We start from the raw sequence: 19,461 nt of genomic DNA, 5'->3' as shown, positions 1-19,461 counted from the left end.
GTTCCAACGGGCATCTGTGCAACGGCCGCACTCCTGCCACCTGAGCCCCAAGCATCACCGAATGTGGGTAGCCTGGGCACCCAGGAAACCGGCAGCAATTGACTCACTTACGGGTAAAACGCCCAGTTAGAGGGCGTTCGATACTGATTTATGCTGTCGCGAGAGGTTTCGGGCGGAGGTATTGCCCGGTTCTGTCCGGGCTCGTCGGCGGCCTGCCCGGCGGGCCGCAGGGCAGGCTGTGGGACGTCCGGGGTGAGCCGGTGTGGGGCGGGACGGCGGCGAGGTGGCTCCAGGACGGCTACTGGCGGCCCTGGGGGCGTTGCTGGGGACCGAGGACACGGGCCCGTGCCGGGGCCGAGGGCCCGCCGGGCGGACGACGGGTTGCTCACGGCCGTTCGACGAGTCCGGGTGCGGCCCGGGCGGGCGGGAGCAGCCGGGAGCGAGGTTCCGTCACCAGCAGCCCGTGACGAAAGCACCCGGCGAAGCAGCCCGTAGGCCGACCGGGCTGCCCGCCCCCACACCATTGCCCGGGGGCGGGCAACGCGCGCAACGGCCAGTAGCCGGGCGGGGTGGTCGCCGCCGGCCGCCGACACGGCAGCCCGCACAGCAGCAGGCCCGGAGCAGACGCTGCCCCACCGTGGGGACGGCAGCGGGCCGGGAGCAGCCGGCGGGCGAGGTTCCGTCACCAGTGGCCGGTGACGAAAGCATCCGGCGAAGCCCCGACCCCGCCCGGGAGGCCGGTGCTCCTGGCGGCCGTGTACGAGGCACCCGGCCTGCCACCCCGACCACCCCACCCCCGCAGCGGGGCGGCTTGTCGTGACCTCCGGGTTCCGTCACCGTGAGGTGGTGACGGAACAGCACGGACAACCGCCCTGTGTGCCGGGCCACCGTGCGGACGGCCACTCCCAGGGCCTGCCCGCGGGGGTCAGCCAGAGGCGCGCGCCGGGTCGAGGCGGTCGGACCCCTCCCTCGGGGCCAGGAGCAGGTGCGGTGCGTGGACGCGCCCAACACGCCTACCGCCCACCGCCGATGGCGGGAACGGCTTTCCGCCCCACTCGGGTTCACCGGGGTTCATCGGAGCCCGGCGCCCGGTCAGGCGGTTCGTTCCGCGCCGTAGTAGCCGTGCCGCAGCCGGAACCGCATGGGCTCGGTGCCGTCCGCCTCGATGTGCCCGATCAGCGTCGAGCGCAGTGGCTCGGGCAGTTGTCTGCCATGAGCTTCGATCCATTCGGTGGAGCTGAACAGCCCTGCTGCACCGTCGAGTTGGGCCGGACTCGGGGGGCGTGCGGCAAAGGCGGCAAGGACGAGGTCGGGGTCCTCGGCCAGCAGTTGGCGCTGCACGGCCAGGTCGTACCACTTCAGGCCGCCGGTGGCTTCCCGGGCCGGGACCCCGGCCCAGGCCAGCAGGGCGCGGATCCGCTCGGTCGCCTCGGGGTGGTGGAGCCGGGTGAGGGCGGCGAGGCGCTCCTCGGCGTCGCGCAGTCCACGTGACCAGTCCGTGCGGTCGCGGCCCGAGGGTCGGGCCACGTCCGCGGCCGCCTCGGCCAGGCCGGCCGGTGCGGCCTGGATCCAGCGCGTCCGGCGCTGGTCCTGCGCAGCGTTCAGGGCTGCCAGTTGCTCCTGGACCCTGCGGGATCCGGTCAGGCCCCGCCGGCGGGGCAGGTCGGAGCGTCCGTCGGAGTGCAGGCGCACAGTGGTGGCCGCGCGCCAGCAGTCCGCCGGCAGCTCGGCCACCGCCTCCTGCCGGTTGGCCAGGGCCACTGGTCCGGCGTCGGTGACGACCAGGGCGACCGGCGGGTACCCGGCCCGGGTGTGCCCCGGGTAGGCGCGACACCACCAGTGCACCGCACGGTCGGCCGGTTCCTCGCCGGCGAGGGCCGGGCCGTTGTCCAGGACCTTGACGCGGAATGCGGTGTTGCGGCCGATGCCGGTGACAGGGGACGCCCGAAGGCCGAGTGACCGTCGGTGTCCAAGCCACAAGGCGTTCCGGGCTGCTTCACCGGACCGCTTCGCCCGGTCGGTGTGTCCGAACGGGCGGGCATACTGGCGCCGTGCCAACCGCCGAGGACCCCCACCAGCCCCCTTCCCGTGAGCCGGAGCCAATAGGAACGGGCCGGGCGACACCCGACCCGTTCGAGGGCCTCGTCCTGGACGAGCGTTTCATCGGGGACGCCGCCGTCGAGGAGCCGACCACCCGGACCCGGATGCTCGCCGCGCAGTGGCGGAAGGAGACGCCGGTGGACCCGGGAGGCCGCCGCTGGGCACCCGGGGCGGCCTCCGGCGCGGCCCGCCCAAGGTGGACCCGGCCCGGGCGCCGACGCACCGTGCTGTTCACGGTCACCGCCTTCGCGGCGCTGCTGGCCGTCGCGGCCGGAGCGGACCCGGCCGGTCTGCTGAACGGCAGCGGTCGGTCGGCGCGCGACCCGTGGGCCGTGCCCGTCTCTCCCAGGCCGACCGTGGACGTCGCGCTGCCCGGCGGCGGGGTCTCCGACGGCACCAGGTGCGGCACCAAGGGCTTCCACCACTTCGAACCGGCACCCGCGTCCTTCACCTTCGCCGCCGGACCGCAGTCGGACGCCCCGCTGCCGGGACCACAACTCGTCCTCAGCTCCTACGGGTTCTCACGGACCTCGCAGAAGGACCCCGGGCACTTCACCATCGGTCTGGGGCTCGGCCCGGGCCCCGGCGCCGGCGACCGTGCGCTGGACCTGTCCGCACCGCTCGGCCCGCAGGGCGTGGCGGTGGAGATCGAGGGCCCGGACGGCCTGGTCGCCGGGGCCCACGGGCTCCCGCTGACACCCGACGAAGACGCCCCGTCCGATGCGGGCGGCACCGTCCACGTCGCACCCGAGAGCGGCGCCTCCGTACAGGTCACCCTCCCCGCCGAGGCCCTGTGCCCGGGCGTCGACGGCTTCGCCCTCCAGCAGTTCCTGGTGGCGCCGACCGACTCACACAACACCATCACCGGCCAGCCGCCCTACCGGCTCACGGTCGCCATCTCCGACCCAGCGATCGGCATGCTGCGGCGCCAGACGGGCTCGACGGTGCCCGGCGACGTACTGGCAACCGACAACCGGATACCCCACTGACCGCAGCCACCCGGCCGTGGAAGCCGTCGACGTCGCGCTCGGTCCAGCCGCGGCGCCGTTCCCGCTCCGCCGCCTCCCGCGCCCGGCGGGCCCGATCCGCCTCGGCCCGCTCGACGGCCAGCAGCTCGTCGCCATCCGGGTTGTCGAGCGCGTCGGTGAGGGTGTGGCAGCCGTGACGGCCGAACCGGTGCCACACCGGGGCGTCGGCGCCGAAACGGCGCAGCAGCGGCAGGGTGGTGGCGACGACCGGCAGGGCGCGGTGGTGGTCACGGGCGTGGACGGCGTCGCCGCCGTACTCGGGCGCGTACCAGGCGCCCGCGGAGGCGGTTCAGCAGCCGACGGTGGTCCCACTCGACCTGCTCCGCCTTCTGCTCCGGGGTGAGCGGCTTGCTGCCTGGGCGGCGGGTGCGCTTGCGGCCGGCGCCCGGGCGGCGGGTGGTCCGAGCAGCTCGCCGCGCGCATCAAGGCCCTGTGTCGCCCGACGGCGGTGGCCTTCGGCCTCAACCGTCTCCCCACACCCCACCGCGACCGGGGAGTGGTCTCTCGGCCGGTCCTACGGCCGGTGGTCGTAGATGTTGAGCCCGCCGGTGATGTCCGAGCCGTCCACCCAGAACGTTCCCGCGTTGCCGAACCGGTCGTAGGCGACGATCTGCGGGGTGAACCACACGTTCGACGTGTTCAGTGGCCCGTTCGGGATGTGCCATCCGTCGCCACCGGTGATGGATTGCACCCAGCTGAAGCACAGGTACCGTTCGGGGTAGGTCCGGTCGTAGATCTTCGCGTAGTCCCACCACTTGTTGACGTCGGGAAAGTTGACCACCTCCCCTTCGCTGCGCCCGTCGTTTCCGACGACGTAGTACGCGGAACCGTGCGGCTCGCGGTACCAGACGTAGCCGCCGTAGAAGTTCTTGCGGTTGCTCTCGGGAGTGATGTGGGAGGAGAAGAACCCGTCGTAGCCGTCCTCGCTGAAGTAGGAGCTCACCGAGAAGGTGACGAAGTAGTTGTCCGCGGACTTCAGGGTCAGGTAGTAGTTCCAGGCGTCCGTCGTCACGTACTTCGTGTTGCCGCCGTACTTGGTCGACGTGTGAGAGTAGTCCCAGGTGATGTCCCCCTTCATGTAGGTCACGGCCGTCCGCGGATTGAGTTTGATTTTTTCCTGGTACGTTCCGTTCAAGGAGCTCTTGATGATGTCGTCGCTGTCAGTCTTGACCTGGACGCCGATCGACTTCGGGCTCACCCCGGGGGCGCAGTACACGTAGAACGTGATCAGCTGGGTCCCGTCATCGCCGTACGAGACTTCGGCGCGCTCGCCGGACAGGCCGGGGGCGGCGGTGAAGGCGTTGGTGGTGTCCGTGTAGCACCAGCCCGAGCTGCCCTTCCAGTTGAGTGTCGACTCGGTGACGTAGTCGATCAGCCACATGCGGTTGAGCAGGTGGGAGAAGTCGACCTCGATGGGATTCCCGTCCTTGCCGGTCGGCGCGACGCTGATCATCACGCCGATCCGGTTCCGCCCGTTCGCGTAGATGTCACATGTCTCGTCGCCGCTCACGAGGATGATCGAGAGCTTCGACACACTCGTCCATGCGGACATGGGTTATCTCCTTCGTTGGTGGGCGATCGCAATCACGGCGACCAGCATGCCCGCCCGCACCGCTTGGCAAGGCCGGTTTCACTCCTTCGGTACCGCCCTTGCCAGCCCCGCGCGAGCCGGCCCACGAGCAAGCCGTTTTGACGCGGCGACGCGCATCACCGATCCGGCGTGGTCCTGTGCAGCCGCGGGAATTCACAGGTGCCGACTGCGGCGCGCTCCGGGCCGCACGGGCCGGGCCGACTCGAGGCCGCGCAGTGCGAGGGCCGCGGCGCGGGTGCGCTCCACGGTGGGGGCGCCCGGGCGGCGGCGTCCGCGCCTGGTCGAAGGTGTCGTCATGCCGAAGGCTCTGCCCACCTCCTCCGGCCGTCCAACCGGGCAGCCACCCGGACGGAGCGGCCCCGGGTCGGTGGGATCGGGAGCTGTCCCGGTCCCACCGACCTCCGATCTGCGTAGATCCCCGAAACTCACCGGGCCCAGGAGCGGAACTCACCGGCTGGAGGGCGAAACTCACCACCGCAGGTCAGCGGGGTGCCCAACCTCCCCACCGCAAATCAGCAGCCTGCGGTGGGAAGCAGCCGGTCAGGAGCGGGGCCACCAGGAACGGGAGCGCTTCGCCTCGTCCCGGCGCAGCCGGCGACAGGCACAGCGGCTAACCATCGGCGTGGCGGACCAGAAGAGCCAGGAGCCCGCCCTGGACCGTGCCGACGGCGCCGATCGGGCAGCAACCCGGGTGGCGGGCGGTCAGATCCGCGTGGTCCCGGCACACAGCCGGGCAAGTCTTCGTCGTCATGCCCCTCGCCCTGCGACCAGCCACCTGTGGACAGCAGCACCGGCCGACCCTCGCCCGCCGCCCGGCACCGCCCCCGCCGGTGGTCAAGAACTGCCCGAACTGCGGAAGCGAGTTCACCCACGAGGCCCGGGTCCGACAGGTCCACTGCTCGCCGCTCTGCCGCCGCGACGCGGAGAAGACCCGCGACCGCGAGCGCGACGGACGACGGCCCCGCCGCCTCGGCGAACCTCTGCTCAACCGGCCCGCGATCGCCGCCGGCCCCGCCAAACCCGCTCTCCCGCCGGCGCCTCGCCCACGAGCCGGCGACACGCTCGCGCCCACCGCGCTCCGCAACTGCCCGCACTGCGACCAGCCCATCACCATCGTCGCGCTGCTGGCTACCCCGGAAGCCGCCCGCCCGACCGTCCCGCAGCCGACCAGCGGCGTCGTCCCCCTGCGCAGGGTCTGACCCGTCAATCGTCAAGGGGGGCGGCCCGCGCTGCGGGCTCCCCCCTTGACGCTGCAGTCGTCGTCAGATGAAGTCGTACAGTCCCAGCAGGCGTTCGAGCTCGGCGACGGCTTCGGCGGCCTCATGAGTTTCCAGCACCTCCTCGGCCGGATGGGCATAGGGACTCCCGCGCCAGACGACATAGCCGCCCTCCGGGTCCACCGTCACGAACGCCGGCGCCGGCTCCCCGTCTCCCGTCCACCAGCGCGGCCCCGTGCTGAAGCAGAGTCGGCCCATGCTGGTGAACGGATAGAAGCGCCCGACCCCACCACCCCGAGCCGCCGAGACCAGAGCAACCAAGCCCACGTGCTCATCACGACGATATGCCTGGTCAATACCTGCCGAACTGTCCAGCTCGAAGTCCCAGGCCGCTTCCAGCGATTCCTCCATCACGCCATGCTCCCGCCGATCCGATCAGCAGAAAAGGACCAAACGCCCACCCCCACTCCCCCAGGCCATTCAAGCCTCAAAGAACTGAGGAGCTGGAGCAGCACCGGCCAGATTCAGAGAGCCTCATCAGCCTGCCCCTCATGCGGGACCAGCTTCGCCATTCCCCTCACGACAGCTGGCGACCGCCCCGGCGGAGCGTGACACATCCACCCAGAACAACAGGTCACACCGGGTGCCTCCATGCCCGGCATCCACCGCTTCCACACGATCCTGCTTCGCTGCCCGCTCGGCCAGGCGCGCGGGGCAGAACTCTCCCCCGGGCGATCCATAGGCGGCGCGGTCGTCCGGGTCGTCGAGCGCGGCGGGCAGGGAGTGCCAGCCGGGGCGGCCGTAGCGCCACCAGATGGCCCCAGCGGGCCGCGGGCGGCCACCCCCGTGGCGGCCGCCCGCCGGCGTACCGGGTCTATGGGTGGTACACCACCTCCGGGAAGGCCTTCGACGGTCCGTCGAGCAGGTTGCCACAGTGCCGGTTGCGCAGGTGGAGGTCGAAGAAGGCGCGCGGGTAGGCCTGCTGGATGAGGACGCCGCGGTCGGGGTCGATGGTGCCGACCAGGGACTGGATCTGCTGCTCGGTCATGCCGAGCAGCCTGCCCGCCTGGGGGATCAGCGTCATGTTGTCGCCGTACGAGGAGTGCACGGCGCCGGTGGCCTGGACGTCGAGGCGCCAGCCGCGCAGGTGGCCCCAGAAGGTCTCGACGTACGGGCTGGCGGCCCGGGTGTAGACGGCGGTCATCATCATGAACGGCCGGTCGATGTCGGTGGTGATGGCGGGGTTCGACTCCATCCGGCCGTCCAGGGTGAGGCCGGCGCGGATGCGCTGGTCGGCGACCATGGCGAGGGCGGCGGCGGTGCCGCCCTTGGACCAGCCGGCGACGCCGATGTTCCGCGCGTCCAGGCCGCCGAGCAGGCCGGCCGGCAGGGCGCGGCCGTCGACGTCGGGGTTGCGTCCGTTGGCGAGGTCGATGACGCGTTCGAGCAGGAAGAGCAGGTCGGCGGCGTAGTCCCTTGGGTACAGCCCCGGGGCGACGCCGTCCCGGGTGACGACGGTCCCGTCCGGGAACTCGGTGATGCCGTCGTGGGTGTGGTCGACGGTGACGACGGCGAAGCCGTGGCTGGCCAACTCCTGGACCACGATGGTGTGGTCGGCGCGGTGGCCACCCGCGCCGTGCGAGTAGAGGACGACGGGCAGCGGCCGGCCGGTCCGGTGGACGGGCGCGCCCTCGTGGCCGGCGGTGAGCGGGGCGAGCGCGGGAGGGAGCGGGAAGCCGACGTCGTCGAGGAAGGCCTTCAGGGCGCCCTCGGCCATCCAGGGGGCGAGCGGGTACGCGTCGGCGTCCGCGGACCGGGCCGGGTACCAGACGGTGGCCATCAGCTCGCGGAACCGTCCGGGCCTGGCGTTCGGGTCGAGCCGGGACTCGTCGCGCAGGTGCAGCGGCACCATGCCCACCGGGAAGGGGCCGGTGGGAGCGGGCAGGGCGAGCCGTGCGGGGGATCCGGTGCCGGAGGATACGGGAGCGGGAGCGGCCGAGGCCGTGCGGGCGAGGCCCAGCGGCGTGACGGCGCCCAGGGCGAGGGCGGTGCCCAGCATGCGGCGGCGGGTCGGTCCGGTACGGCGTGCGACCGGCGTGGTGTCCATCGGCGTGGTGTCCATGCGCGAAACGCTGTCACACGGGGCGGGCGGGCAGCATCAGCCCACTGATTGATCCTCCGTCACCTCTGATTGGCCCAGGGGCTGATGCGGAACGGGTACGGACGGCCGTCCCGGCCCGGGTGAGCCGCTGTGTCCGAGGTACGGGGTGCCCCGGGCCAGGCGGAGGCGGCCTGGCGGCCTTCCGGGACCGCTCGCCCGCCCGCCCCGCCCCGGGCCGTCGAGGCCTTCGGATAGATCGGCGCGCGGCCCCGGCATTCGCGGTGGTGGCGACCGCGTGGGCGCCGGACGGATGCCTACCACTTGCCCGGCTGGCGATGCCTGACGCAAGAGCGGCGGCGCCCGGCGTCCTCGTGACCGCCCCCACCCCCGCGAAGGCCGCGCGGCTGACCCGCACGCAGCTCGCCGCCGCGCTCAAACGGGCCGGCCGCCAGCGGGGCATCGAGGCGGAGGCCGAGCGGCTGCGCGGGGCCTTCCGCCAGGACTGGGCCCACCGGCCCCCGCTGGTCGAGGACGCCCTCGGCCGGCAGATGCTCGCCCTCCTGGGCCGGCTCGCGGCCGCCTGCACCGCCGCCGACGACCTCGCCCAGGCCGTCGAGGAGGTGTCCCGCAGCACCCGGACGCCGAGATCATCTGCAGCTCCCCCGGCCTCGGCACCCTGATCCGGCCGGGGGCTCCGCCGGATCAGGGTGCTGGGTTCCTTCGCGGTTCGTGGTTGCTTCACTGGGCAAGACCGGGTGCCCCGGCCGAACTCCTCTCTGTCAGACGGAGATTGTCGAAAGGTTTTCGGCGGCCTCCGCGGGGCCGCCGGCCGACCTGGCCGGTCCGTTGGAGAACACCTCGTCGACGAGCTGCTGTGTCGTCCTCCGGACCGCCTCGGCCAGGGACATCGCGGCGTCGTCCACATAGTTCAGCAGGGCGGTCAGGGTCGTGCTGCCGTCGGGCGTGCTGTACATCAGTGCCGCATGGCCGGCGATGCCGCCGTTGTGGGTGATGACGGTGCCACCGTCCTCGGTCTCCTGCACCATCACGCCCAGGCCGTAGCCGATCTTGGGGTGCGGCTTGCACATCTCGGCCAGCAGCGGGACCGGCAGGAGCCTGCCGCCCATGAGCGCGGAGATGAACGTGTGGAGGTCCCGGGTGGTCGAGATCATGTCGCCGCCGGTGGAGATCCAGGAGGGGTTCTGGCGGGTGACGTCGACCGTCTTCTGCTCGCCGTCCTCCTCGTACCGGTAGTAGGCGCGGGAGTGCGGCTCGGGGATCTCCTCCCGGGTCTCCGGCAGTTGGGTGCCCGTCAGGTTGAGCGGTCCCAGGATCCGCTCCTGCATCACCTCGGCCAGCGGGCGGCCGGTGACCTGCTCGATCAGCAGCCTGGCGATGACGTAGTTGGTGTTGGAGTAGCTCCAGTCCGTCCCGGGTTCGAAGCGTGCGGGCTTGGACAGCGCGAACCGCACCAGCTCCTGCGGCTGGTAGGTCCTGAAGCGGTTGTCCACCCACTCCCGGCCCGCGGTCGTGGCGGGGATCCCCGGCGCGAACGTCCCGTCGTCGTAGTACTCGCCGGTGAAGTTGAACACCCCGCTGGTGTGCTGCAGCAGCATCCGCACCGTGATCCGCCGGTCGAGCCCGAACCCGGGCAGGTGGTCGGCCGCCGGGTCGTCCAGCCCGATCCGGCCCTCGGCCACCAGTTGCAGTACCAGGGTCGCGGTGAAGGTCTTGGTGGTGCTGCCGATCCGGCCGTGCCCGTCGACCGGCGGCTCGGCGCTCCCGTCCAGCTCGCGCACCCCGGCGTTGCCGACCCACTCGCCGCGCTCACCGTTCACGCGCAGTTGCACCCCGGTGACGCCGGAGTCGATGATCTCGTCGATGGCCTTCTGCAACTGCGGACGGTCCTGCTGCGTGGCGGCCGGCTCGGGGCGATCGGTGAACGACATGGGCATGGCTGTGTGCTCCTTCGGGGGTTGGGTGGCTGGTGGTTGCGGTCGGTCAGAGGCTGCGGGCGGTGATGTCGCCGTACGACGTGGTGGCGCGGATCTCGAGTTCGGCGGTGCCGTTGCTGCGCAGGGAGTTGCTGATCCGGCCGTGGCCGGTACCGGCGTCCAGTGCGGCAGACGCTCCGGCCGCGGCACCGACGGTGATGTCCCCGCTCTGGGTGGAGAGCACGACCACGCCGCGCACGGCCTCGGCGATCCGGCCGGACAACGCAACGCCGGCCACGGCTCTTCATTGCAATGATCAGTGGGTGAACGCTACGGCGGGCAACCGGTCGAACGGACGGGCGGTTAGCAGCCGAGCCGGTCGGCGATCACGCCTGCTTCGCGCACGCGGTTCATCAAGCAGAGCCCCCGCGCCCCGGAAGAGTGCAGTCGGCTCAGGTGCCTCAGGAGAGAAACCGCACCGGCAGGCTTCGCACGCCCCGCAGTAGCACGCTCTGCCGGCGGGGGAGGTCCGCCGGGTCGGCGTCGAGGGTGAGGTTGGGGCAGTGTTCGAGGAGGGCGTGGATGGCGATGGCGGCCTCGGCCCGGGCGAGCGGGGCACCGAGGCAATGGTGGATGCCGTGGCCGAATCCGAGGTGGCCGGGCTGTGCGCGTCGGATGTCGAAGCGGTCGGGCTCGGGGAAGTGGCGGGGGTCCCGGGAGGCGGCGGCCAGTGAGACGAGCACGGTGTCGCCCGCCGGAATGACGGTGCCGCCGATCTGCACCGGTTCGGCCGCGTGGCGGAAGGCGGCGGCGCCCACCGGGCCGTCGTAGCGGAGCGTCTCCTCGATCGCGCCGCGGACGAGGCCCGGGTCGGCGCGCAGGGCGGCGAGCTGATCGGGGTGGGTGAGGAGGGCGAGGACGCTGCCCGAGATGAGATTGACCGTCGTCTCGTGGCCCGCGACGAGCAGCAGGAAGGCCATGCCGAGGAGTTCCTCGGGCGAGAGCGGAGCCGAAGCGGGGGCGGCAGGGCCGTCACCGGGGGCCGACGCGGCGACGAGCGCGCTCATCAGGTCGTCAGCAGGATTGGCCCGCCTGTCCTCGATGAGGGTGGCGAAGTACCCGGTCATGGCGGTGACCGCCGCGCCGGCCGCTTCGGGGGAGGTGGGCGTGACGATCTCGCTGGACCAGCTGTGGAAGTCGTCGTGGTCGGCCGACGGCACGCCGAGCAGTTCGCAGATGACGGTCAGCGGCAGCGGCAGCGCGAAGGAGTGGACCAGATCGGCGGAGCCCGCGGGGATCATCGTGTCGAGCAGGCCGTCGGCGGTCTCCCGGATGCGGGGGCGCAGCGCCTCGATCCGGCCGGGGGTGAACTCGCGTGCGACAAGTGCCCGCAGCCGGGTGTGCTGGGGCGCGTCGGTCTGGAGCATGTTGAGGCCGATGGCGTGGCCGCCGTCGTCCGTCCAGGAGGAGGAGAAGCGGATGTCGTTGCGCAGTCGGTGGTCGGTGAGGGCGGCGCGGGCCTCGTCGCGGGCGACGACCAGCCACACCTCGCCGGACTCGGGAACGAGGATGCGGTGCACCGGTCCCTTCGCGCGGAGCGCGGCGTAGACGGGGTACGGGTCGGTGGTGACGTCGAGACCGGCAGGGGCCAGGTCCTGAAGTGTCGGAGCGGTCAAGGCAGTTTCCTCCCAGGCGGAAAACGGATAGCACTCCCCGTTTCATGGTCCGACCATACCAGTAAACGGGGAGATCTCCCCGGTTGCGGTATCGTGCCTCCATGGACACCGGCCAGAACCAGCCCCCCGCCCGACGGCGCGACGCCCGCCGCAACCGTGAACTGCTGATCGCCGCAGCCCACGAGGTGTACTCCGAGCAGGGCGTCGAGGCACCGCTCGACGTCATCGCCCGTCGCGCCGGCGTCGGCAACGCAACGCTCTACCGGCACTTCCCCACCAAGGCGGCCCTGGTCGAAGAGGTATTCCGGGAGGCCCTGGGCTCGATCAGGGAGGCGGGAGAGGAGGCCCGGCTCGCCGCGAGCCCGTGGGCCGGCTTCACCGGCTATCTGGACCAGGTCTTCGCCCTGCTCGCCGCCGACCGGGGCGCCGGTGACCTGATGACGACGGGGCTGGCGGGTGTGCCCTCGCTGGAAGCCCTGCACCTGCACAACCTTGAGACGGTCACGATGCTGATCGGCCGCGCGCAGGAGGACGGAACGGTACGCGGCGATATCACCCCCGAGGATCTGCTGGTGACCCTGGCGGCCCTGGGGCGGGTCGCCCCGGCGCTGGGTGCCGCCAGCCCCTGCGCCTGGCGCCGCTACCTCGCCCTGTTCCTCGACGGCCTCCGGGCGGAGGCGGCGCATCCGCTCCCCGCGCCATCCCTGACGAGCGCACAGCTGGGTTCCTTCCTGGTGGAGTTGGGTGGACACGCGCAGAAGGGTGACGGGTCACACGCTTGATCGACTGCGGTGTCGGCGAGCGCCTGGTCCAGCCGAAGCAGCACCGCCCGGTGCTCATCGAGCACCGGGCGGTCGCGGGGTGGTGGCCGGCTCTGCCGGAGGGGGCGGAGCGGGGTTCGGCCGGTGAACCCAAGTGCCAGGGCGCCGATCACTGGTTCCGCGTACACGAGGGCGAAGGGGATGTGGGAGTACCAGCGTGCCCGGGCCACGGTGACGACGGCCCACGTCCAGCACGGGCGCAGCGCGGCGTTGGTCTCCCGGGCCTTCTCCAGGCGCCTGCGGGCCTTGGCGGCGGGCTCCTCCTGGCGCTCCTCGTGCTTGTGGTGACAGGGGTGGCAGCGGCTGCCGGGGCGGCGGGTCCCTGTCCGTAAAGCCCGTACTCGTAGGTGCTCTCCTGCTTGGGGACCTGGCCGCAGTCGGCGCAGGCCAGGGTCTGCATGAGCTCCCGGTGGGCCTGGCGGGCCTTCTTGTCCCGGGCCTTCTGGCGCTCGTTGCAGGCGGCGCGGTTGTCCGGGTTGTCCAGCGCCTCGATCAGGGAGTGCCAACCGGGGCGGCCGGAGGGTGCGGGGTACCTGTGGTGGTAGCTGCGGGCGTATCTGCGGGCGTATCTGCGGGCGTATCTGCGGTGGTGCCTACGTGCAGTCCGGATCGGCCGGCCTGCCGGCCGCGGACCAGGCCGCCCAGAACCTCGGGAAGTGGGGAAGTCCGGTGCTGTCCCCAAGTACCGCCGTTCTGCGGTAGATCGTCCAGCAGCGGTATTGATGGAGTCGACCTTCATCAGAACCTCTGGCCCAGGGCGTGGTGCGCACCAGTTCGTCGATGGTGTCCAGAACGAGACGGGGCCGGACCGGCCGCGCCAACCGACAGGCGGGCACCAGCAGGCCGGACGAACAAGCCCTCGACACCACCCCAGACCCGGCCCGCCGGCGGCCGGCCGGGCGGCACCACAGCACCGCCAGCGGACGGGAACGGCCGGCCGGACACCGACCGGACGACGGGACAAGCGACCCCGCGGGCCGGCCGGGCCGGGCCCACGAGCGGGCCGGCGGCCGGAAAGGGCCCGGGCCGCCGCGGGCCGCGGAGCCCGCACGCACCGGGCGCAGCGGCCCGGACACCGGGAACCGGCCCTGCCAGACCGATCGGGCCCTCAACGGGGCCGGCCGGGCAGTACGGGCCCGGCGGGGCAGCCAGTCGGTGCGAGCCCGGGCCCAGCCCGGCAGCCGACGTGGCAATCGGCCACACGGCACCGGACCGGGCGACCGGGACGGTCAAGCAGCGGTGGCCAGGTCCGGCGATCGGTCGGGAAGCCATCCCCGCAGGCGCAGCCCCCGAGCCCGGCGGCCGCACCAGTCGGTGCAGTAGCGGCGGGCCCGGCCCGGGGAAGCGGGCGGTAAGCACGGCGCCGGCGCAGGGCCAGCCGAGCCTCAGCGGGCCGGCGCGCGAGCGGCAGGCAGAGCAGGGGCACAGCAAGGCCGCGGCGAACGGGGCACGGCCAGGGCCGGACGGGCCGGCGGGCAACGGCCGGGAAGGCAGGCGGGGGTGCCGGGGCCCGGGCGGCCGACAGGTGACGTCACCGCACCCCACCGATCGTCCGACCATCGACATATTGCGATGATCGCTCTAAACTCAATGCATGACTGACCGTCAATTACAGGAGCCGACCAGGCTCGTGCTCACCGCACTGGCCGACGCCCCCCGGCACGGCTACGCGATCATCCAAGAGGTGCTCGCCATCTCAGGCGGCGACAGCCGCCTGAGCACCGGCACGCTCTACACCGCGCTCGACCGGCTGTTCCAGCAGGGCCTGGTGCGGATCGAGAGCGAGGAGGTGGTCAGCGGACGACTGCGCCGCACGTTCGCCCTCACCGGCCAGGGGCAGGACGCGCTGGCTCAGGAGGCCAAGCGCCTGCGGGCGGCCGCCACCGAGGCCGAACGCCGGCTGAGCGCCTTCCGTCCGCGACCCGAGGGGGCGACCTCATGAACGACGTCACGACCGGCCACGACACCCCACGGGCGGGCCGCCTGCTGATCGGCCTCTACCCCGCCCGGTACCGCTCCGCGCAAGGCGACGACATCCACGCCACCTTCGCCGAGGCCACTCAGGGCCGGACACGCAGCGCGGTGCTCCGGGAGTACCGCGACCTCGCCACCCACGCCCTGCGGCTGCGGTTGCGGATCGGCCCCACGGACCCAGCCGGTCGCGTGCTGGCCGGAGCGGCACCGACCGCGCTCGCGCTCGCGGCGGGCTGCGCCCTGTACTTCCTGCTGCCCGGGCTGGTCCACCGGATCCGGGCCCCCCGACCCGATCTCGGCCTCGGCCACGCAGTGCCGGCCGCGGTCCTCCAGCTGGCCCGCGCCGCGCCGTGGCTGCTCGCCCTCGGAATCGCCGTGACCGGCCGTTGGCGGGCCGCCCGGATCGCGGCCGTGGCAGCCGCCCTCCTCAGTGGCGGCGTCCAGGCCCTAAACGGGCTGCACCCGTACTCGGCGGGTCAGCTGGCGGGCATGGCACTGGTCGGCGCACTGGTGCTGCTCGCACCGGCCGGACTCGTGGACGTCACCCAGCGGGGCCGTTGGGAGATGGCCGGACTCGCGCTCGCCGTCGCGCTCCCCGCGACCGTGGCCGACCGGTACATGGCGCAGCACCTACCGCTGCCCATGCTGGGCCTGCTGCCGATCTGGCTCGGCACCCTGACGGCACCGGCCCTGCTGGGCCGACTGGCCGACCGACGAAGGGACCCGCTCCAGGCCGTGGGCGTCGGGCTCGGGACACTGCCCTGGCTGATGCCCTTGACGGCCGTGGCCGCCTTCGACCCGCCGCCACGGCTGCGCCCGCTGCTCGAATACGCCGGAGCCTGTGTGGCCCCACTCGGCATGGCCCTGGCGGTGGCGGGAGCGGTCCAGCTCGCCCGGCGGGTCCGGGCGAGCGACCCGTCCGACCTGGCCTGACCTCGGCCCAGTACGCGCGCTCCCAGGGGCCTGCGCACTCCGGGGCCCGCGGCCCGGCGGCGGGCTTGCAGCCCCCGGCTCAGGTCCGCGAGGCGCCGGGCCGTGCCGACCGACAGGCGGGCACCGACGGGCCGGACGAGCGCCAGCGGCCGGCAGGACGAACGGCGGCCCCGAGGCCGGAACGGAGCAGCGGACAGCAGCAGGCCGGACAGCACAACCCCGACCCAGCCAGACCGAACCGGGGCGCAGCAAGGCCGGCCGGGACGCTCTCCGCGGGTCTTTGATCCAATGGGCGCCGTGACGATTCCCTGGACACCCCACCGCACCGAGTTCGAGTTCCGGCGACTGTCAGGGTTGCTCGACCCTGCCGTACCGGTGGCCGCCACTTTGTCGGCCTGGGACGCGGGCGAGCCGGAGCTGGCGCTCGAGGATCTCGTCGACCGGCTCTCCGACCATCACACACCACTGCGCCGCGCGGACCGAGCCGCCCTCCTCGATCTGGCCGAGGCGCTCGGCGTGTCGGCCGGGGCCACGTCCGCGCTCCGCTGGTGCCCCGATCTGGAAGCGGCCGAGGAATGGTGGTGGGAGGTCGAGAACTCACCCCGCGCCACGGCCGTCGCAAGCGAACTCCTCCGGGAGATCGCCCCCGGTCACCCGCTCCACGGCATCCCGCTCACTCCCTGGCTGGAGTGCGGGGCCTGCGACGACGTCCTCGTCCGCCTCGACGACGAGAACGCCCGCACCGGCAGAGCCCCCTACCGGATCGCCGTCATCCACCCCACCTGGTCCCGGCGCCCCGAGGCCCCGCCATCACCCGCCGCCAACGTCTACGACCAGGCACTCCAGGCCCTCGACCAACTCGAGACCTGCTTCCACAGCACCCCGAACAAGGACTGAAAGAACTCCTTCTCCAGCCCGTTGCCCTTCATGGACCGTTCGAGCCTGTAGTGGGGCTGGAGGGCGTTGTCCCGCTCGGTGTCGGCGGGGAGCCGGTGCAGATCTGTCCACCACGCGACGAGTTCGCGCCAGGTGAGTCCGTGGTCGGCGAGCGGCCTGCCGTGGACGGGGCAGCACTGCTCGTTCCTGGTGATGCGGATGATGTTGTTGAGGGCGCCCGTGAGGACCGGTTCCGGGTTTGGGGCCATCGGCGGCGAAGATCAGGTCCTTCAGCTCACCCGCCACGCCGCGAACCCCGGGTTCGCCAACAAGGTCCTCCCTCGCCAGCGGGCACAGGACCCGTGCCGAACGGCCCGAGCCAAGCTCAGACCGACGGCGCTGCGCGGTCAGGCATCCTCGACGCCCGACATGACCTCCCGCTTCACGCGGTACCAGCCGGCGATCAGACCGATCGGCGCCGCGACGGCCGCACCGATCAGGATCGGGAAAGCCATGCGGTCGCCCGCGTAGTGCACCGCCGTGGCTGCCAGGACCGCAGAAATCACCGCGGCCACCAGGGCCTGCTTCACCTTGCCCCGGTACGTACGGCCGAGGAACAGCTGCCGGTCCGGCGCCGCCACCAACCCGCCGAGCGCCGCCGCCGGACCGGCGCTCGCCGCTTTCGGGCGCTTGAAGTACATGAAGTACATCCACTGCCCGCACAACTCCCAGGCGTCCGGGGCGAGCCCGGCCGCGACCGCCTCACGCTCCTTCGCGCCGCTCGCGGTCTCCCGCCGGTACTCCCAGCGCATCGCGGCGTCCGGCTCCCGGCGGCAGACGAAGCGGCCGAACCGGTCGAGGCCCTCGACCTCCCAACCCTGGTCGCCGTAGTGGTTGAGGTACTTGCGGTCGACATAGATGTCGGCGGTCCACTTCCAGGTCTCCGCCCCTGCGGCGGGCTGCTCGGCGGTGCGCCCCTCGGTCAGGCGGGCCGCAAAGTCCTGCGGCGCACCGAATTCCTCGTACGCGTCCGGCGATTCGGTCTCCGCCAGATAGCCGCTGAGGTCGGCGACGGTCGCTGCCGCTTCCCCCTCCGCCATGCCGGCGGCGATCAGGCACGCGGCGAGCTCGGTGAAGTAGTCACCGCCCGCCTCGCTCCCGCCGGCGCCTTCCGAGCTGCTCCCCTTGCTTCGAATCACGATGCTCCCCCTGGACGTGCACTGTTCAGCATGGTCTTGACGGCGGTGTGGAACTCCAGCCACGACTCGCCCTGTTCGGCGAGGGCCCGACGGCCGTCGTCTGTGAGCCGGTAGTAACGGCGGCCCGGCCCGCGCTCGGCGGCCCTGAACTCCCCGACGGCCAGGCCGGCCTCCTCAAGCCTGTTGAGTACCGGGTAGAGCGTTCCACCCTTGATCTCACCGAGCCCGGCTCCCGCCAGGGCCTTGGAAATCTCGTATCCATAGCTCTCGCCCTCGGTGAGGCAGGCGAGGACGAGAAGGTCAAGGACGCCCTTGAGCCAGCTGGATCTGCGGTCTGCGGCCATGACTGCATTCCATCACCACCTAGATAGGAATGCAACCTAGCTGGGACTGCGATCCAAGCGGGGCCGGCAGGAGTGATCCAGAACCCAGTCCTTGACCCGGTACAACCTCGCAGGACACAACCCGCACCTCCCACCACGGATCGTCCGGAGCGGACACCAACGCCGCCACCAGCTCTGGAACAACCACGTCAAGATCTGGCAGCACCCAGACCGGACCCGGCAGCACGGACAAAACGTGCCAGAGCCCGTTCTCGACTACGCAGCCACCCGGGCCCACCATTGGTGGACACCCCTGCCCGGCTCCGGGCGGCACGGGGCAGGCCGCCGTCCAGGCCGCCGTCCAGGCCGTCGCGGGGCCCGGCAAGAACGGCCAGGCCTGGCAGGCCGTCCCCCAGGGCTCCTGACGGCCTTCCAGACTCCCTGCACCCCGCCCGGCGGCCGGCCACGTGCTGCAACGCCTGGCCACCGCCACCGGATACGGCGGCACCGTCGTCCCCTGCCCGACACGACACCACCACCCCCACCCACCTGACAGCCCCGAAGACGGCGGGCCGCGCGCCACACCTGGTCTCCGAACTGGCGGGGCTTCAGCTGGGCAGTGTGAGGCGTTGCAGGAGCGAACGGGGAGCAAGGGCCTGTTCGACGCTGAGGAGGTAACTGGCGGCGGGAGCAGCGAGTGCTGGTGGCCGCCGGGGCGCTCGCGCCGGATCAGGGCGAGGCGGCCGTCGTGGAGCGGGATGGCGCAGACCCGGGTGCGGGCCGGCCTCCTCGAACGCTCGGTCAGCCTCCAGGGCTTCTACCGGCTCACCCCCGAGTCGGCCGACGAGCTGGCGGGGATCGTCGACGCCGTGGGCACCTCCATACCGGCGAGGTAGCCCACCCCGCGTCGTCCTGCCGGACGCCGTCGGTCGGCCGGACCGGACGCGGGGCAGTCACGCAGCCGGGCGGTCCTCCCGTCCCGGATGCGGAGGAGCCGGCCCTGTGTGTCCGACGTCGCCGGCCGCCGGGCGCACCTCACCGCCCGTCGACCGGAGCGGCGCCGGGCGAGCCGACGTGGGGAGAGCCCGCCTCCGGAGAGCCGGTCTCGGGGCAGTTGGCGTGGTCGATCCCCCAGAGGCTCGCCTTGCTCAGCACCCAGTCCTGCAGCGGCGGGTCGTCATAGCTCTCCCGGTCGGTGAGGACGAAGTTCACCCACACGTCCTCGGCCGGCGTCAGTTCGAGGGTCCGCTGGTCGGACAGGTTCTCGTACGTGACGGTCCGCCAGGAGAGGCCGGCCGCGTTGAGGGCGGCGGTGAGCACCGACTCGGTGACGTGCGAGTCGACGGTGCGCAGCCCGCCGCCGGGCACCGGGAGTTCCAGCTCCCCGTGCCAGACCGGGATGAACAGCCGCTCCAGCAGACCGCACCGGCAGAAGACCGGCTGCAGGCTGCCCCAGCCGAACCAGTGCGACCCGGACGCGGCCCCGTCGACGGGTCCGCCGTCCCAGGGCTCGCCGTAGCGGGCGGTGAGCCCGGGCAGCGCGGCACCAACCCGGAGGGCGTCCAGCGCACCGGTCGCCGCCAGCGCCGTCAGCTCGGCGACGAGGCCGGACACCGGCGGTCCGGTGCGCTGGTCCTGCTGCATGACGGTGAACCCCCGAATTGGTCGTGGTGCCGGTGTCCGGCAAT

At 72.4% G+C, this 19,461-nt stretch carries 18 protein-coding genes and 1 pseudogene; 8 read left to right on the top strand and 11 right to left on the bottom strand.

Annotated elements, in window-relative coordinates; translation table 11 throughout:
- Window positions 1-1,092 precede the first annotated feature (1,092 nt).
- Window positions 1,093-1,980, bottom strand: a complete 888-nt coding sequence (locus ACFC1F_RS31135; protein ID WP_376163294.1) for a hypothetical protein — start codon at window positions 1,978-1,980, stop codon at window positions 1,093-1,095.
- A 71-nt stretch (window positions 1,981-2,051) separates the two neighbouring features.
- Here ACFC1F_RS31135 and ACFC1F_RS31130 point away from each other — a divergent pair, with 71 nt between their 5' ends.
- A complete protein-coding gene (locus ACFC1F_RS31130) occupies window positions 2,052-3,089 on the top strand; it encodes a hypothetical protein (RefSeq protein ID WP_376163293.1) in 1,038 nt (345 codons plus the stop codon).
- A 553-nt stretch (window positions 3,090-3,642) separates the two neighbouring features.
- On the opposite strand, the gene ACFC1F_RS31125 is transcribed toward ACFC1F_RS31130, so the two are convergent.
- Window positions 3,643-4,680: a hypothetical protein gene (locus ACFC1F_RS31125; protein ID WP_376163291.1), complete on the bottom strand. Its 1,038-nt coding sequence runs from the start codon at window positions 4,678-4,680 to the stop codon at window positions 3,643-3,645.
- Between the two features lie 788 nt (window positions 4,681-5,468).
- Between ACFC1F_RS31125 and ACFC1F_RS31120 the strand changes: the two genes are divergently transcribed.
- Window positions 5,469-5,918 (top strand): hypothetical protein, encoded by a 450-nt coding sequence (locus tag ACFC1F_RS31120; protein WP_376163289.1) that lies wholly within the window; start codon window positions 5,469-5,471, stop codon window positions 5,916-5,918.
- Between the two features lie 63 nt (window positions 5,919-5,981).
- On the opposite strand, the gene ACFC1F_RS31115 is transcribed toward ACFC1F_RS31120, so the two are convergent.
- Window positions 5,982-6,347, bottom strand: coding sequence for a hypothetical protein (locus ACFC1F_RS31115; protein ID WP_376163287.1), 366 nt, complete (start codon window positions 6,345-6,347; stop codon window positions 5,982-5,984).
- Window positions 6,348-6,810: 463 nt separating this feature from the next.
- Window positions 6,811-8,058, bottom strand: a complete 1,248-nt coding sequence (locus ACFC1F_RS31110; protein WP_376163285.1) for an alpha/beta hydrolase family protein — start codon at window positions 8,056-8,058, stop codon at window positions 6,811-6,813.
- A gap of 314 nt (window positions 8,059-8,372) precedes the next feature.
- On the opposite strand from ACFC1F_RS31110, the gene ACFC1F_RS31105 reads away from it, so the two are divergent.
- On the top strand, window positions 8,373-8,717 hold the full coding sequence (locus ACFC1F_RS31105) for a hypothetical protein (RefSeq protein ID WP_376163283.1): 345 nt from the start codon (window positions 8,373-8,375) through the stop codon (window positions 8,715-8,717).
- 99 nt (window positions 8,718-8,816) lie between these two features.
- Here ACFC1F_RS31105 and ACFC1F_RS31100 read toward each other — a convergent pair whose 3' ends face one another.
- The 3 genes and pseudogenes from ACFC1F_RS31100 to ACFC1F_RS31090 form a co-directional block, all read right to left on the bottom strand.
- On the bottom strand, window positions 8,817-9,992 hold the full coding sequence (locus tag ACFC1F_RS31100) for a serine hydrolase domain-containing protein (RefSeq protein ID WP_376163281.1): 1,176 nt from the start codon (window positions 9,990-9,992) through the stop codon (window positions 8,817-8,819).
- Window positions 9,993-10,038: 46 nt separating this feature from the next.
- Window positions 10,039-10,245 (bottom strand): annotated as a pseudogene (locus tag ACFC1F_RS31095) (hypothetical protein); the annotation flags it as partial.
- A gap of 187 nt (window positions 10,246-10,432) precedes the next feature.
- Window positions 10,433-11,647 (bottom strand): cytochrome P450, encoded by a 1,215-nt coding sequence (locus tag ACFC1F_RS31090; RefSeq protein WP_376163279.1) that lies wholly within the window; start codon window positions 11,645-11,647, stop codon window positions 10,433-10,435.
- A 101-nt stretch (window positions 11,648-11,748) separates the two neighbouring features.
- Between ACFC1F_RS31090 and ACFC1F_RS31085 the strand changes: the two genes are divergently transcribed.
- The 4 genes from ACFC1F_RS31085 to ACFC1F_RS31070 all read left to right on the top strand — a co-directional run bounded on the left by ACFC1F_RS31085 (window position 11,749) and on the right by ACFC1F_RS31070 (window position 16,272).
- Window positions 11,749-12,429, top strand: coding sequence for a TetR/AcrR family transcriptional regulator (locus ACFC1F_RS31085; RefSeq protein ID WP_376163277.1), 681 nt, complete (start codon window positions 11,749-11,751; stop codon window positions 12,427-12,429).
- Window positions 12,430-14,062: 1,633 nt separating this feature from the next.
- The gene (locus tag ACFC1F_RS31080) at window positions 14,063-14,410 is read left to right on the top strand and encodes a PadR family transcriptional regulator (RefSeq protein WP_376163275.1); all 348 of its coding nucleotides are present in this window, start codon (window positions 14,063-14,065) and stop codon (window positions 14,408-14,410) included.
- Complete coding sequence (locus tag ACFC1F_RS31075; protein ID WP_376163274.1) at window positions 14,407-15,375, top strand: hypothetical protein; 969 nt, start codon at window positions 14,407-14,409, stop codon at window positions 15,373-15,375. Before ACFC1F_RS31080 ends, ACFC1F_RS31075 begins: the two co-directional genes overlap by 4 nt.
- A 297-nt stretch (window positions 15,376-15,672) precedes the next feature.
- Complete coding sequence (locus ACFC1F_RS31070; protein WP_376163272.1) at window positions 15,673-16,272, top strand: hypothetical protein; 600 nt, start codon at window positions 15,673-15,675, stop codon at window positions 16,270-16,272.
- Here ACFC1F_RS31070 and ACFC1F_RS31065 read toward each other — a convergent pair.
- The 3 genes from ACFC1F_RS31065 to ACFC1F_RS31055 all read right to left on the bottom strand — a co-directional run bounded on the left by ACFC1F_RS31065 (window position 16,203) and on the right by ACFC1F_RS31055 (window position 17,794).
- Window positions 16,203-16,520 (bottom strand): hypothetical protein, encoded by a 318-nt coding sequence (locus ACFC1F_RS31065; RefSeq protein WP_376163270.1) that lies wholly within the window; start codon window positions 16,518-16,520, stop codon window positions 16,203-16,205. The genes ACFC1F_RS31070 and ACFC1F_RS31065 overlap by 70 nt on opposite strands.
- A 138-nt stretch (window positions 16,521-16,658) precedes the next feature.
- A complete protein-coding gene (locus ACFC1F_RS31060) occupies window positions 16,659-17,450 on the bottom strand; it encodes a hypothetical protein (protein ID WP_376163268.1) in 792 nt (263 codons plus the stop codon).
- A complete protein-coding gene (locus ACFC1F_RS31055; RefSeq protein ID WP_148647336.1) occupies window positions 17,447-17,794 on the bottom strand; it encodes a PadR family transcriptional regulator in 348 nt (115 codons plus the stop codon). Before ACFC1F_RS31055 ends, ACFC1F_RS31060 begins: the two co-directional genes overlap by 4 nt.
- Before the next feature lie 737 nt (window positions 17,795-18,531).
- Here ACFC1F_RS31055 and ACFC1F_RS31050 point away from each other — a divergent pair.
- The gene (locus ACFC1F_RS31050; protein ID WP_376163266.1) at window positions 18,532-18,669 is read left to right on the top strand and encodes a hypothetical protein; all 138 of its coding nucleotides are present in this window, start codon (window positions 18,532-18,534) and stop codon (window positions 18,667-18,669) included.
- A gap of 139 nt (window positions 18,670-18,808) precedes the next feature.
- On the opposite strand, the gene ACFC1F_RS31045 is transcribed toward ACFC1F_RS31050, so the two are convergent.
- Entirely contained in the window at window positions 18,809-19,417 is a 609-nt protein-coding gene (locus ACFC1F_RS31045; RefSeq protein WP_376163264.1) for a hypothetical protein, read from the bottom strand.
- Between the last annotated feature and the right edge of the window lie 44 nt (window positions 19,418-19,461).

Origin of the sequence: Kitasatospora sp. NPDC056181 (assembly GCF_042266225.1) — a bacterium.
Classification (GTDB): Bacteria; Actinomycetota; Actinomycetes; order Streptomycetales; family Streptomycetaceae; genus Kitasatospora.
This window is presented reverse-complemented; position numbering and strand designations above follow the sequence as displayed.

Bases quoted from the DNA above. Each gene is read 5' to 3' on its own strand.
- ACFC1F_RS31125 (WP_376163291.1), bottom strand. From the start codon at position 4,680: ATGTCCGCATGGACGAGTGTGTCGAAGCTCTCGATCATCCTCGTGAGC.
- ACFC1F_RS31120 (WP_376163289.1), top strand. From the start codon at position 5,469: ATGCCCCTCGCCCTGCGACCAGCCACCTGTGGACAGCAGCACCGGCCG.
- ACFC1F_RS31115 (WP_376163287.1), bottom strand. From the start codon at position 6,347: ATGGAGGAATCGCTGGAAGCGGCCTGGGACTTCGAGCTGGACAGTTCG.
- ACFC1F_RS31110 (WP_376163285.1), bottom strand. From the start codon at position 8,058: ATGGACACCACGCCGATGGACACCACGCCGGTCGCACGCCGTACCGGA.
- ACFC1F_RS31105 (WP_376163283.1), top strand. From the start codon at position 8,373: ATGCCTGACGCAAGAGCGGCGGCGCCCGGCGTCCTCGTGACCGCCCCC.
- ACFC1F_RS31100 (WP_376163281.1), bottom strand. From the start codon at position 9,992: ATGCCCATGTCGTTCACCGATCGCCCCGAGCCGGCCGCCACGCAGCAG.
- ACFC1F_RS31085 (WP_376163277.1), top strand. From the start codon at position 11,749: ATGGACACCGGCCAGAACCAGCCCCCCGCCCGACGGCGCGACGCCCGC.
- ACFC1F_RS31080 (WP_376163275.1), top strand. From the start codon at position 14,063: ATGACTGACCGTCAATTACAGGAGCCGACCAGGCTCGTGCTCACCGCA.
- ACFC1F_RS31075 (WP_376163274.1), top strand. From the start codon at position 14,407: ATGAACGACGTCACGACCGGCCACGACACCCCACGGGCGGGCCGCCTG.
- ACFC1F_RS31065 (WP_376163270.1), bottom strand. From the start codon at position 16,520: ATGGCCCCAAACCCGGAACCGGTCCTCACGGGCGCCCTCAACAACATC.
- ACFC1F_RS31055 (WP_148647336.1), bottom strand. From the start codon at position 17,794: ATGGCCGCAGACCGCAGATCCAGCTGGCTCAAGGGCGTCCTTGACCTT.
- ACFC1F_RS31050 (WP_376163266.1), top strand. From the start codon at position 18,532: ATGGCGCAGACCCGGGTGCGGGCCGGCCTCCTCGAACGCTCGGTCAGC.
- ACFC1F_RS31045 (WP_376163264.1), bottom strand. From the start codon at position 19,417: ATGCAGCAGGACCAGCGCACCGGACCGCCGGTGTCCGGCCTCGTCGCC.